General features: G+C 61.5%; 10 protein-coding genes and 1 pseudogene. 6 read left to right on the top strand and 5 right to left on the bottom strand.

What is annotated here, in order from left to right:
* The first annotated feature begins 175 nt into the window (after nt 1-175).
* Genes BMX75_RS16560 through BMX75_RS16545 form a run of 4 tightly spaced genes read left to right on the top strand, consistent with a single transcriptional unit; the run spans nt 176 to nt 5,253 of the window.
* Entirely contained in the window at nt 176-1,702 is a 1,527-nt protein-coding gene (locus BMX75_RS16560) for an OpgD/OpgG family glucan biosynthesis protein (protein ID WP_092829810.1), read from the top strand.
* Nucleotides 1,695-3,680: a glucans biosynthesis glucosyltransferase MdoH gene (gene mdoH / locus BMX75_RS16555; protein WP_092829808.1), complete on the top strand. Its 1,986-nt coding sequence runs from the start codon at nt 1,695-1,697 to the stop codon at nt 3,678-3,680. Before BMX75_RS16560 ends, mdoH begins: the two co-directional genes overlap by 8 nt.
* Nucleotides 3,680-4,462 carry an FkbM family methyltransferase gene (locus tag BMX75_RS16550; protein WP_092829806.1) on the top strand — a complete coding sequence of 261 codons (783 nt, stop codon included), beginning with the start codon at nt 3,680-3,682 and terminating at the stop codon, nt 4,460-4,462. The genes mdoH and BMX75_RS16550 overlap by 1 nt, the downstream gene beginning before the upstream one ends.
* Before the next feature lie 14 nt (nt 4,463-4,476).
* A complete protein-coding gene (locus tag BMX75_RS16545) occupies nt 4,477-5,253 on the top strand; it encodes a creatininase family protein (RefSeq protein ID WP_092829804.1) in 777 nt (258 codons plus the stop codon).
* A 65-nt stretch (nt 5,254-5,318) separates the two neighbouring features.
* Here BMX75_RS16545 and ribA read toward each other — a convergent pair whose 3' ends face one another.
* Nucleotides 5,319-6,419 (bottom strand): GTP cyclohydrolase II RibA, encoded by a 1,101-nt coding sequence (gene ribA / locus BMX75_RS16540; RefSeq protein WP_092829802.1) that lies wholly within the window; start codon nt 6,417-6,419, stop codon nt 5,319-5,321.
* Between the two features lie 64 nt (nt 6,420-6,483).
* On the opposite strand from ribA, the gene BMX75_RS16535 reads away from it, so the two are divergent.
* Complete coding sequence (locus BMX75_RS16535; RefSeq protein WP_340148053.1) at nt 6,484-7,332, top strand: RibD family protein; 849 nt, start codon at nt 6,484-6,486, stop codon at nt 7,330-7,332.
* Nucleotides 7,333-7,383: 51 nt separating this feature from the next.
* Here BMX75_RS16535 and BMX75_RS18270 read toward each other — a convergent pair.
* From BMX75_RS18270 to BMX75_RS16515, 4 genes and pseudogenes are all read right to left on the bottom strand, one after another.
* Nucleotides 7,384-8,259, bottom strand: a pseudogene (locus BMX75_RS18270) (lysylphosphatidylglycerol synthase transmembrane domain-containing protein); the annotation flags it as partial.
* A 4-nt stretch (nt 8,260-8,263) separates the two neighbouring features.
* The gene (locus tag BMX75_RS16525; RefSeq protein ID WP_092829800.1) at nt 8,264-10,210 is read right to left on the bottom strand and encodes a glycosyltransferase; all 1,947 of its coding nucleotides are present in this window, start codon (nt 10,208-10,210) and stop codon (nt 8,264-8,266) included.
* A complete protein-coding gene (locus BMX75_RS16520) occupies nt 10,207-10,605 on the bottom strand; it encodes a 6-pyruvoyl trahydropterin synthase family protein (protein WP_066318779.1) in 399 nt (132 codons plus the stop codon). The genes BMX75_RS16525 and BMX75_RS16520 overlap by 4 nt, the downstream gene beginning before the upstream one ends.
* 23 nt (nt 10,606-10,628) lie before the next feature.
* A complete protein-coding gene (locus tag BMX75_RS16515; RefSeq protein WP_092829798.1) occupies nt 10,629-11,612 on the bottom strand; it encodes a zinc-dependent alcohol dehydrogenase in 984 nt (327 codons plus the stop codon).
* 243 nt (nt 11,613-11,855) lie between these two features.
* Between BMX75_RS16515 and BMX75_RS16510 the strand changes: the two genes are divergently transcribed.
* Complete coding sequence (locus tag BMX75_RS16510) at nt 11,856-12,581, top strand: CDP-alcohol phosphatidyltransferase family protein (RefSeq protein ID WP_092829796.1); 726 nt, start codon at nt 11,856-11,858, stop codon at nt 12,579-12,581.
* Nucleotides 12,582-12,788 lie beyond the last annotated feature (207 nt).

Below are 12,788 nucleotides of genomic sequence, written 5' to 3'. Positions count from 1 at the left end.
CGCCCTATCGTCGCACGATCACGACAATGCTGGTAAACGAACTCGACATGTACTTTACTGACTAAATGTATAACTATTGTTTAAAAATTGCACGAAGTGGTAGAAGATAGACCGAGTAGAAGATAGGCCGAGGTAGAGGGCAGATAGCACACGCCGCTGAAAGGACATCACCGTTATGCGCTACACAAAAGGAAGGTTGCTCGTCACGATCATCTCGCTGGCCACTGTGCCAGCCATGGCGGATCAACACTCCCACTATCCAGCCGTGGTCGAACAGGCACGAGAACTGGCCGACGCGCCTTACCAATCGTCAGAGGCCGAGCTCCCCGCACCGCTGCGCAATATCGACTATGACACCTACCGGCAAATTCGCTTCGATCCTGCAAACGCCTACTGGCGTGATGAAAGCCCCTTCAGCGTGCAACTGTTTCACAGCGGTTTTTTGTTCGGGACGCCTGTTCGTATCAATGTCATTGAAAACGGCAACGTTGCCCCTTTGCCCTTTTCGACAGATGACTTCTCCTATGATAACGAGGCGAGTAAGTTACTCGACCACGACCTGACCGGCAGCGGCCACGCAGGGTTTCGCCTGCATTACCCCCTTAATAGCGATGACTATGCCGATGAATTTGCCGTGTTTCTAGGTGCCAGCTATTTCCGGCTGGTCGGCCGCGACCAGGTTTACGGCTTATCGTCTCGGGGATTAGCCATTGATACCGCGTCAAGCGATGGCGAAGAGTTTCCAGCGTTTCGCGAGTTCTGGCTACACAAACCCGACGCGGACGCCCGCCAGGTCGAGGTACTTGCCCTGATGAATAGCCCTTCGCTTAGCGGCGCCTACCGGTTTGTGATCCAGCCCGGTGACAGGACGCAAGTAGAGGTCGAAGCGGCTCTGTTTGCGCGTGACGACATCGCCAAGCTGGGGGTTGCCCCGCTGACCAGCATGTTTACCTTTGGTGAAGCCAGTCGCGAACGCCCGGATGACTATCGCCCACAGGTTCACGACTCCGATGGGCTACTGATACAGACCGGCACCGACGAGTGGATCTGGCGGCCGCTGAGCAACCCAGACAGCGTGCGCATTTCATCCTTCTTCGATGATAACCCCCAAGGGTTTGGACTGATGCAGCGCGAGCGTGATTTCAACCGCTATCTGGATACGGAAGCGCAATATCACCGACGCCCCAGCCAGTGGGTCGCCCCCCTCGAAGACTGGGGTGAGGGCCACGTTGAGCTGGTGGAAATCCCCACGCCGGACGAAACCCACGACAATATCGTTGCCTACTGGGTCGCCGAGGAACCACTCCAAGCTGGCGATTCCCGCCGCCTGCACTACCAGACCTATACGCTCAACTCGCCGCCCGAACACCACACATTAGGGCACGTGGTGCGCACTCGTAACGGCCGCGCCGAAGTGCCAGGACAAACCGGGGAGATCACTGAAGGCGAACGCCAGTTCATTGTCGATTTCCAGGGCGGTGCGCTTGACGACATCGCTGCCGACCAGCCCGTCCAACTGGACATCAGCCTTCAACAAGGCGAAGTGACACTGCCCCAGGTCACTGCGCTGCCCAATGGCGGCTGGCGGGCGAGCTTCCGGCTACCCGCAAGCGACCAACCCAGCGATATTCGCCTACGGCTAACTCATGAAGGCAAGCCCGTCAGCGAGACCTGGAACTATGTGTGGTATCCCGATGATTGATACAGATCCGCTGGCCCCCGCAATTCCCTGGCTGAAAACGCGCCGTGCGCTGTTGGCCATCGCGGTACTGGCATCGAGTGTTGCTGGGTGTGTTGCCATGTACCAGGTCACATCGAGCCTTGCATTGGGCTGGCAGGTATCGATGCTTGTGTTGTTCGCACTGACGTTCACCTGGGTCGCGCTGGCATTCTGGAACGCCCTATGCGGCTTTGTGGTATGCGCACTAAGACTTGACCCACTAAGCCTGCGCAGGCTCAATCACGAAGTCCCCAACGCACGGTTACTGGTCAGTCGGACGGCCGTGGTCATGCCGATTTACGCCGAGCCGCCAGTGCCCACCTTTGCTGGCCTGGAAGCCACCTGCCGTTCGCTTATGCAGCACTCGCTTGACGATAAAGACGCCAGCGAGGCGGCACGCCCACTCGGCGAGCATTTTGATATTTTTGTTCTAAGCGACACCCAGGACGCTGATCAGGCCCAGATAGAGGAGGCTCACGTCGCGGCTTTGCAGCACCGTTTTGCGGGTGAGCTTGCCATCCATTACCGGCGGCGGCTCAACAACCAAGGCCGCAAAGCGGGCAACATTGCCGAATTCTGCCGCCGCTGGGGGCGGCATTATGATTTTATGGTCGTGCTGGATGCCGATAGCCTGATGAGTGGCGCGACACTGTTACGCATGGTTCAGCGCATGCAGCGCCAGCCCGGCATTGGCCTGATCCAGACGGTGCCAATGCCGGTGGGCCAGAAGACGCTGTTCGGCCGCTTCACCCAGTTTGCCTCAGCGCTGTACAGCCCCATGCTCGCGGCCGGTCAGAGCTTCTGGCAGGGCGATACGGCCAACTACTGGGGCCATAACGCCATTATTCGCACCCGAGCGTTCATGAACCATGCAGGCCTGCCCACGCTGCCCGGCAAGCCGCCGCTGGGCGGTGAGATACTCAGCCATGACTTTGTCGAGGCTGCCCTGCTTAAACGCGGTGGCTGGCAGGTGTTGCTGGACACCACCGTGACCACGGCCGTTTCGCGGCACGACCCTTACGTCAGCGCCTCCCACAATAGCTTTGAAGCCATGCCGAGTAACTTGCTGGACTTTGCCAAACGCGACCGACGCTGGCTGCAAGGGAATCTCCAACACCTTCGCTTACTCGGCGGGTCAGGTCTGCACCCGCTTAGCCGACTGCATTTTTTCTACGGTGCCTTTGCCTTTTTATCCTCGCTGGTATGGCTGGGCTTGTTGATCTGCACCAGCGTATTAGTGACCTACCAGGTATTTGGCGATGTCACCGCCAGGACGCTTCCCCAGCCGCTCTCGCTCGGGCTGCTGTCGATTACCCTGGGCATGCTGCTGGCCCCCAAGCTGCTGGGTTGCCTGTTGGCCTTGGGTCAAACCCCCCATGCCTTCGGCGGTCGGCTACGTTTGCTGGTGAGTACCTGTCTGGAAATGCTGTTCGCCGCCTTGATCGCGCCACTGATGATGGCCTGGCATAGCCTGTTCATTATCAGCGTCCTGCTGGGCCGTGCCATCGAGTGGCAAACCCAAACACGCGGCGAACGCTCGCTCAGTTGGCGGGAAACCTGGCAGCACACCGGCTGGATGACCCTGAGCGGACTGCTCTGGGCAGGCATCATGGCCGCCTTCTCACCCACGGCATTCGGCTGGCTGACGCCTGCCTGGCTTGGGCTGGTAGGCGCTGCCCCCTTGGTCAAATATTCCAGCAGTGCCACCTGGGGCGGTTTTATCAGTCAACTGGGACTGCTCAACACCCCCAGCTGCACGTTCAAGCCACCGTTACTGGATGCCTTTGAAAGCCTGGTCGCCAATAGCGATCCTTGTCCGCTGGACCCGGCCTCCCAACAGCCGTTGCCGCTGGCACCATTACCCGCGGAGCGCAGTGGAGAGATGCCTGACCAGTCCTTCAGTCACTTTGCTCAAAAGGCGCTCACTGCTTCGTCAGCCACCTTCAAGGAGCCCCACTAATGCCGTTCGGGTATGGACAACGGCTGCGTCAAGCGAGCGGACTTGCCCGCTCGCTGTTCATCTACTGGCGTCCAGGACGCCAGCGGGGGCTTAAGCAGCTTTACCGGCCGTTCATTGTGCCGGGCAAACCCGCATTTGATATTGGTGCCCACCTGGGTGACCGAAGCGCCGCCTTTTACGCGCTGGGCGCCCGGGTGATCGCCCTGGAGCCGCAGCCCGTTCTCGCGCTGTGGTTCAAGCGCATCGTAAAAACGCCCTCCGTCACCCTGCTGCCGGTGGCGGCAGGCTCCACCGAGGGCGTTGCCGAAATTGCCATCAGCAGCGCCAACCCCACGCTCTCGACCCTCGCCAGCGAATGGCGCGAGCAGATCGGCCAACACAACGCGGGCTTTAGCCAGGTGCGCTGGGAGCAACGCCTGAGCGTTCCCGTCATCACGCTCGATCGACTCATTACCGACTACGGCGAGCCCAGTTTCATCAAGATCGATGTGGAAGGCTTTGAAGCCGAGGTATTGGCCGGGCTAAGCTATCCCGTGGCAGCACTATCGGTGGAATTCGTAACCGGCGCTCTCAAGGTCAGCCATGAATGCATCGACCGGTTAAGCCACCTGGGCGATTATCGCTACAATGTCGTCGTCGGCGAGCAGCGCCATTTTCGCTGGAAAGAATGGCAGACACCGGAGGCGACTCGCCAATGGCTTAACGAGGGGGCAGACGCCCTGCCCTCTGGCGACCTTTATGCCTGCCGCTCGGACCACCCGCACCTCCTGAACACCCCATAGGCACGTTTAACCCCATGATCCACCACTGGCAGCAACTTACCGCCCCCCAGCTAGCCGAAGTCGCCGAACGCGACCCGGTAGCCGTATTGGTCCTCGGCGCCGTTGAACAGCACGGCACCCACCTCCCGTTAGCCACAGATATTATGATTGGCGAAGGCCTGCAAAGCGCGATGCTCGAGCAGCTATCGCCATCGCTGGAAGTCATCTGTCTGCCGCCGATCAGCGTTGGCGCAAGCGATGAACATGCCAGCTATCCCGGCACGCTCAGTCTGCCCGCCCCCGTAGCCATTGCCACCCTCGAAGCCTACGGCGATAGCCTGGCCCGCACGGGGATAGAGCGCCTGGTATTGATCAACAGCCACGGCGGCAACAAGGCGGTGATGGATCTGGCCTCGCTGACGCTGCGCCGCCGCCACGGAATGCGTGTGGTCAAGGCGACTTACACCCGCCTGCCGCCCCTTGAAGGGGCCATTGACGCCGATGAATTGCGCAAAGGCTTGCACGGTGGCGCGCTGGAAACCGCCATGATGCTGCATTTGGCACCTACGCTGGTGCAGTTGCAGGGCTATCAAGCGCCCTCTCTGGCTGCTGCTCAAGACGATGCCCTAATTGGGCCAGAGGGTGCTGCGGCCTTCGCCTGGCTGGCGGAAGATCTAAGCCACCAGGGTGTAGCGGGCGATGCCCGCCTGGCGACGGCCGAACTGGGCGCACGTTTGGTTCATCATTACGCCCGTCTACTCGCCAAGGTCGTGGCGGAAACCGCCAACCTGCCACCACTTGAAAAGGCTTAGCGATAGCGACTTACCTCTTACAACTTATTACAACTTACCTCTTATCTCTCACTACTTATCTCTTACTACTTACTACTTAACACCTCTTCCAAAAAGTGCCCGGCTCGGGTGGCCTTGGCATTGAGGTAACGATGGTTCTGATCGGTCAAGCGGCCGTACAGTGCCTGACGAGCGACCACTTCAATCCCGCCTTCACTGAGTGCCTGCATTTTCAACGGGTTATTGGTGAGCAGCTGCACGCGGGAAATATCCAGCGCATGCAGCATATCCACCGCCACGGCGTAATCGCGTTCATCATCGCCAAAGCCCAGCATCTGGTCGGCATCGACAGTGTCCAGACCATCATCCTGCAGGGTATAGGCGCGAAGCTTGTTGGCCAGGCCGATTCCCCGGCCTTCCTGAGCCAGATACAGCAGCACCCCGCCCCCCATCGCCTCGATATCGGCGACGGCGTTACGCAATTGCTCGCCACAGTCACACCGCAGGCTACCAAACAGGTCACCGGTCAGGCACGCCGAGTGCATGCGCAGCGGCACGGCCTCGGTGTGCGCCTCGGGTCGGCCGATGACCACGGCCACATGCTCACGCAGGCCATCCGGCTCACGAAACAGCACAAACCGACTCTCGGCGGCATCTTCTAACGGAATGCGAGCTTCGCTGACCCGCTTGAGCATGCCCGGTGCCCCATTCAGGCAGGACTCAGCATCGCTGGCATCAACGGCCAGCAGCTCCCCCTTCGCCAACTGTTGCGCGATTCCTTCAGCGGCCTTGTCGCCCACCACGGCAATCAGGGCGGCAGGGATCAGCAGGGCTCGACGCATCAGCGCCAGGGCAGCCCGCTCGGCAGTACCCGCTGGCTGCAAGCCGCTCAGCAGGGTCGGCGCATCACCTGGCGCCACCTGGGCGACGGCCAGCGTATGCAGGGCACCCTCGTCCATCTGGGCTGCCAGGGGCAGGTAGGCAGCATCGGAGGTGATCGACACCCCCATGGCTTCCAGACGGTGGCGCGTCAAAACCAGCGAAGGCCGCGAGCCTGAGAGCCGGGTCAGCTCATTCACCGACTCGCCGCCCTCCAGGGCCTGAACCAGCAGTTGCTGATCGCCCGACTTCACCACCACGGGGAGCCCTCGTCGAATATCAAAGATGGCGCGTTCAATGTGATACATAGAAGCCTCCTGGCTGACTGGCGTGACGGGCGAGTGGCGCTTGCGCCGGGTCGCCGTGCACCGCATGATGCAACGATTGATCCCGAACGGAGGCGTCATGCCCGACTCCATGGAACGTACGAATCGATTGAGCCCCGACACTGACGTCATCCCGGACGCCACCTGGCAGCGCCTGCTGGCAGGCCAACTCCCGGATGATGGGAACCCGATGGCCACTGAAGCCAGCGAGCTGGCGAGCTGCCTGGCCCCCCTGGCAACGACGGCGTCGTGGGTGGTGGCGCAGTTGGGACAAAGCCTGGACGGACGCATTGCCACCCAGAGCGGTCATTCCCACTACATCAACGGGCGGGCGAGCCTTGTGCATCTGCACCGACTGAGGGGGCTTGCCGATGCCGTGGTTATCGGTGCCGGTACCGCCGATGCGGATGATCCGCAGTTGACCGTGCGCCACGTTAGCGGCGTTAACCCCACTCGCGTTGTACTCGACCCGCGTGGCCGCGTGTCGATGGACCGGCAACTGTTTCAGACCCGCGTGGCGCCCACCCTGCATGTGATCGGGCCGGATGCCACGCCTCCCGCCCCGTCTGCCAACGTGACGCGCTGCGTGCTGCCGCTGAATGACCGAGGCCAATTCGAACCCCGTGATGTCATTGAACTGCTCGACGCGCACCAATTGCGCCGGATCCTGGTCGAGGGCGGCGGGATTACCGTCTCTCAGTTTATCGAGGCAGGCGTGGTCGACCGGCTGCACTTGCTTGTTGCGCCGCTGCTGATTGGCTCGGGGCGCCCTGGGTTGCAGATGACACCGATTGAAACGCTGGACACTGCGCTGCGCCCCGCGCTGCGAACCTTCCGTTGTGGCGAAGACACCCTGTTCGACGTCCTGCTGCGCCCGGCCACTTTCGGGGGGTAGTGCCGCATGGCGGCGGCCGATGGCCACCCAAAGGCCCGGCAAACTGGCGAGCAGCACGACGACACCGTAGGCCAGCGACACCGCCACGCCCTGGGCGACGGGCAAGCCCACCCACATCCAGACGCCTGCTGCGGCGCCTTCACGCACGCCCCAACCGGCCACCGACAAAGGCACCAGCATGGCAAGTAGCACCACCGGTGCCAGAGCCAACAGGCTCGACACCGGCAGCTCAACGCCGATCGCCCGCGCCGCACAAACCATGACCAGGCCATAACTGAGTACAATGGTCAGCGAGGACAGCAACTGAAGAGGCCAGACACCCGCCGTTAACAGGCCGCGCTGGATATCCCGGCCAACGGACAGACACCAGCCAGGCACGTTGATCGACCCTTTACGTGCCAGACCGACGAGCGCCGAGATACCTCCCACACACAGCGCCCCGGCAACACCGATGGATAACCACACCGACCAGCCAAGCGCTGCATGCCACAGCGGCGACAGCGCAAGCGCCACGAGCGTCAGCAACCCCATGGCCACCTGGCCGGAGACCCGCTCGATAATCACCGCGCGCCACGCCCGCCCCCTTGAGGCGGATTGGCTGGCATGCCGGTGAGCACGCCCCGCATCACCCAAGACGCCGCCCGGCAATAGCTGGTTCACCAGCAAGGCCAGGTAATACTCGCGCAGCGCATAACCGAAACGCATGGGCACCTGGATCAACCTGGCGGTTAGCTGCCACCGCCAGGCGCTAAGAGCGACCTGACCGACGCTGATCAGTAGTGCCAACAGCACCCAGCCAAGGGAGAATCGCTGCACTTGCGCGACAATCGCCCGAGGATCGACCCACAGTGCAACGGCCCCCAGCAGCAAGCCGCTGACGACCACGCGGCGCAGCCACGGGGAGTGCCACCACTGCGCATTGACCATGGTGTTACGCCTCCCCCTGGGGTTGTGCTTCCTGGGGCAAGGCCAGCAGATCACGGTGGCCTACCCAGATGCCAAGCTCACCGCTGGCGACGGCCTGGCGGCGCTGGGCGGCCCAGTCGGCAATGCGGCCGGTGGCGTGGGGCGCGTGTTCATTGGCCGCCGACGCCCAGCCCTCGATCAATGACGCCATCAGTGGCTGATGGACAGGATTACCCGCCGATAACTGCCACGGCGTATCCGCTTCTTCAACGCGGTAATTCACCACCTTAAAAGCAGCCGCAAGGGTGGCATGCGCGCGACCACCAAGGGCACCGCCAAGGCCTTTATCGCGCTGCTGATGGGCACGAAAAAGATCGAGCACCCATTGATCGTCGTCATCGGCAATCGGTCGTTGATGGCGGTCGGTAAACCACCAGTCACCGGTAACGCTGAGCGCCATGAGCACTCCCTGACGATGCGCAGTGCAGTGGGCAACCAGTTGGTCAATCCAGGACTTCGAAACCAGATCGAGCAGTGCCGAGGCGGTGATAAGGTGCGCGCCGTTCAACACCGGGGTGTCGAGACGGGCGAAAGAGGCCGTCTCGGTGTCGGCAGCGATGGTCTGTCCGTTTGCATCCCGCAACGTCATCACCCGCGCCCGGGCGTCGCCAAGCAAGGTGGCGTCGTGGTCGATCAGGGTCCAGGTTTGCGGGCCAGCTAGACGAGGTGCCAGGTAATGCACATTGCTGCCCCGGCCACAGCCCAGGTCCACCAGCCGATGAGGCGTGGGACAGGCAGACAGCCAGTCATTGGCAAGCGTGACAAGGCGTTGGGAGCGTGAGTCGTGGTCCACCGGCTCGCGCAGCGCCAACCAAGAGGCAGGAAATTCGCTACCCGACACCAGGGGCGCCGGTGTTGCCGCCAGCGCATGGGCAAATGCCTCGGCCGCGGCGGGCCAGTCCTTGAGTGTCTGGCGGGCCTCAATGGCTCCCTGGCGCAGTGAGGCACGCAGGTCGGCATCGTCACAGAACCGCTCGATAGCGCTTTGCAAGGCCTCGACATCGCCGGGTTCAACGCTTAAACCGGCACCGGCGGGCAAGGTATCGCGTAGTGCCCCTCCGGTCGTGGTGATGACGGGCAGGCCGTGGGCCAGCGCCTCGGTCACCACCATGCCATAACCTTCGTACCAGGAAGGCAGCACCAGGGCATGAGCGTTATGGTAGGCGGCTTCGAGGGTGTCGCTGTCGCACTCGCCATGCAGGGTGGCCTGCCTCTCCAGGCCATGAAATTCAATCAGATACTGCAAGCGGAGGGTGAACTCAGCATCCCGTGCGCCACCGAAGCAGTCGCAGCGCCAGCGGCTCGCCTTGAGCCCGGCCAAGGCTTCAATCAGCACGTCCTGCCCTTTGCGGGGCGTCAAGGTCGCCACGCACAACAAGTTCAGTGGCTCACCCGGCGCGCAGGCAGGGCTCACCGGCGCCTGCTCAACGCCGGGTTCGACAACGCTGACAGCGGCGACCAGCGGTAGGCTGTATTCGTCCGCCAGCGCCGATAATCGGCGGGCGGTAAAGTGGCTGGTCACGATAATCCGCGGGACAGCCGCCAGGGCGCGCAACTCGCTTTGGTGAAGCCGCTGCTGGTCATCCGCGTCCAGGCCCAGTTCATCGCCCAGCGGGTGATGCACCAGTGCCGTAATGGCCAGGCGGTCCACGTGGCGGTTCACCACCTCGGGCAATGCGCCCATGGCCAGACCGTCGATGACGACCGTCGCGCCATCGGGCTGGGCCGCCAATGCGCCCGCCAATGCCTGGTTCGCGGCGGCGTCGGCATCCGGAAACGCTCCGTCCAGCCCGATCACCTCGATTACCCAACCCTGTGCCCGCAGCGCCGAAACGATGTGGGCATCGTAAAGGTAGCCGCCGGTGCGTTGGCCTGGGTCGCCAGCCACTATCAGGCTAAAGCGCTGGTTCATAGTGCGCCTTCGTAGCTCGCCCACGCCACGTGCGACTCATGCAGTTTGACCTCGAGATGGGTCAGTCCTCGGGCCGTCTTGCCCATCTCGCCTGCATTGATCGCGGCAGCAAGCTGGTCATAGATCACCTTGGCCATGAATTCAGTGGTGGTATTGTGACCCTGCAGTTCATTCACCTCATCCAGGTTCTGGTAGTTGTAGCCTGCCAGGACCGCTTTAAGCGTCTCACCCGCCAAGCCGATATCAATGACCAGACCGTCATCATCCAGCTCGGGTCGCTGGAAGATGACATCCACCACGTAGGTCGCGCCGTGGGTGCGCTGGGCTGGGCCAAAGACGTCACCCTTGAAGCTATGGGCAATCATAAAATGATCACGGACACATAAGCGGTACATAGACACTCCTGTCATATTTAGCGTTAGTGGGAATAGCGCAGACGATGGCACAGCTCGGTGCTGCTGGATGCAAACAGCGCGGGAGCCAGGTCAGGCATGCGGGTAAAGTCGCTTTCCCCGCTGATCAGGGCATCCAGGCGATCATCCACCAGCAGGTTCAGTGCCAGGCGGAGCCGCCGTTGATAATCCCAGCGTGGCTGCAAGCGAGGCGGCAATTGACCCACTTGACTCGCACGCAGGGTAAGCCGCCGGGAATGAAAAGCACCACCAAGTGGCACCGCTACCTCGCCTTCACCAAACCAGCTCATTTCGATGATGCGCCCCTCATTACCCACCAGGCTCAGCGCTTGACGCAGGCCGTCTGCGTGGCCGCTGGCGTGAATCACGCAGTCCCGTTCGGCACTGGCCGCTTCAGGCAGGCTGAACGGCACGCCAAGCGCCGCTGCCAGCGATTCGCGGTCGGGGTTGATATCGATCAACTGCACCTCGACGCCGGGTATCCGGGCGCATAGATAGGCTACCAGCGCGCCAACGACGCCCGCACCAATGACACTGATCCGTTCGCCCAGTACAGGTTCGGCATCCCAGACACCGTTGATCGCGGTTTCCATGTTGGCGGCCAGCACGGCGCGCTCGGCCGGTAAGGCATCTGGAAGCGGTAGCACCGCCGACGCGGGCACCACGAAGTGGTCTTGATGGGGATACAAACAAAATACGCGCTGGTTCAGTAGCTTGGGCGGACCCTGCAGAACATGGCCCACATTGGCGTAACCGTATTTGACCGGCGCGGGAAAATCACCCGCCTGGAAGGGGGCTCGCATGCGGGCAAACTCGCTTTCCGGCACGCGGGCATTGAATACCAGCGATTCGGTACCACGGCTGATCCCGGTATAGAGGGTACGCACAAGAACGTCATCCTCACCCGCCGCTGGCAATGTCTCATGCCTGAGTTCACCACGGCCTGGGTGGGTCACCCAGAACGCCGTCGCGTTATTGCTGTTGCTCATCAGCACTCCTTCCTTGTGCCGCTCGCTTCTCCTGGGGTATGCCGATGTGCAATGACGAACCAGTTAGATCAAGCTGGTGTCGAATTGTGTTCACTGACAGCACCTTTCTAGCGTAGCGTTAAACAATCGGATATTCGATGTTGCAGACTAGACAACCCTACCTTCTTCTACAAGAATGGTACATATAAAAATATTTGCATCGAATTATTTTATCGATGCAACGATCGTGATGGCAGGAGTGCCATGTATTTGTTCACCAACACACCGACTGTTACAACCACCAGGCGCTGGCAAACGGCCACGGAAGTCTTTCTGGGCGTCATCGCACTGGTTCTTTCAGGATGGTTATTGCCTGGTTTGTTAGCCGGACCGCTTAACTGGGGCGTTGCCCTTTTTTGTTATGCGCTAATCGGTGGGTTAGTGACGACTTACTGGCCTCATGGCCTGCTGGGCTGGGCGAACCGGGTGACACTGGCCCGGGCGGTGCTGGTCGCGCTGGTGGCGGGGGCACTGGCCAACCAGGCGTTCATGGCTGCCATATGGCTCTGGCTGGCCATTGCCATACTCGCTCTGTTGCTGGACGGCGTTGACGGCTGGTTGGCACGCCGCACGCAAAGCGCTTCACCGTTCGGCGCGCGTTTTGATATGGAGCTGGATGCCCTGCTGATCATGCTGCTCTGCGTGGGCTTGTGGCTTGAATCGATCAGCGGGTGGGTAGTGCTGATTGGTGGGATGCGCTACCTGTTTGTGGCCGCTGGCTGGCGGTTCACCTGGCTGACCCAACCGCTGTTTGCCAGCATGCGCCGCAAAACCGTATGCGTCTGGCAGGTGGTGGCGCTGCTGCTGGCGTTGACGCCGCTGACCTCCTCCGACGTTGCGGAAATGCTGGCATTAAGCGCCCTACTGTCTTTAGCCTATTCGTTTGGGGTAGATACGTGGTGGCTATACCGGCAGGCACACGCCCGGTAGCGCCTACCTGCCTGCATCACTGCTCCAGCCCGAGGCGTTGATGCCATTCGGCCAGACGCTCGTCTGGCCTCCTTCACAAGGGTTACCGCACTAGTGGTCGATGAAGAACCGACCCGGCTTGGATAAGCCACTACCTCTTACTATAGTCTAAGGAGCGTTAATCCATCGTGTGATGACACCCAGCCCCGTCTATAGCGTGGCGGGCGC

The sequence above is a fragment of the Vreelandella subterranea genome, from assembly GCF_900111305.1.
Taxonomy (GTDB): domain Bacteria; phylum Pseudomonadota; class Gammaproteobacteria; order Pseudomonadales; family Halomonadaceae; genus Vreelandella; species Vreelandella subterranea.
This window is presented reverse-complemented; position numbering and strand designations above follow the sequence as displayed.

What these genes read in the sequence shown, in the direction of transcription:
- BMX75_RS16535 (WP_340148053.1), top strand. Translation starts at nt 6,484, where the DNA reads ATGATGCAACGATTGATCCCGAACGGAGGCGTCATGCCCGACTCCATG.
- BMX75_RS16525 (WP_092829800.1), bottom strand. Translation starts at nt 10,210, where the DNA reads ATGAACCAGCGCTTTAGCCTGATAGTGGCTGGCGACCCAGGCCAACGC.
- BMX75_RS16560 (WP_092829810.1), top strand. Translation starts at nt 176, where the DNA reads ATGCGCTACACAAAAGGAAGGTTGCTCGTCACGATCATCTCGCTGGCC.
- BMX75_RS16515 (WP_092829798.1), bottom strand. Translation starts at nt 11,612, where the DNA reads ATGAGCAACAGCAATAACGCGACGGCGTTCTGGGTGACCCACCCAGGC.
- BMX75_RS16510 (WP_092829796.1), top strand. Translation starts at nt 11,856, where the DNA reads ATGTATTTGTTCACCAACACACCGACTGTTACAACCACCAGGCGCTGG.
- BMX75_RS16520 (WP_066318779.1), bottom strand. Translation starts at nt 10,605, where the DNA reads ATGTACCGCTTATGTGTCCGTGATCATTTTATGATTGCCCATAGCTTC.
- ribA (WP_092829802.1), bottom strand. Translation starts at nt 6,419, where the DNA reads ATGTATCACATTGAACGCGCCATCTTTGATATTCGACGAGGGCTCCCC.
- mdoH (WP_092829808.1), top strand. Translation starts at nt 1,695, where the DNA reads ATGATTGATACAGATCCGCTGGCCCCCGCAATTCCCTGGCTGAAAACG.
- BMX75_RS16550 (WP_092829806.1), top strand. Translation starts at nt 3,680, where the DNA reads ATGCCGTTCGGGTATGGACAACGGCTGCGTCAAGCGAGCGGACTTGCC.
- BMX75_RS16545 (WP_092829804.1), top strand. Translation starts at nt 4,477, where the DNA reads ATGATCCACCACTGGCAGCAACTTACCGCCCCCCAGCTAGCCGAAGTC.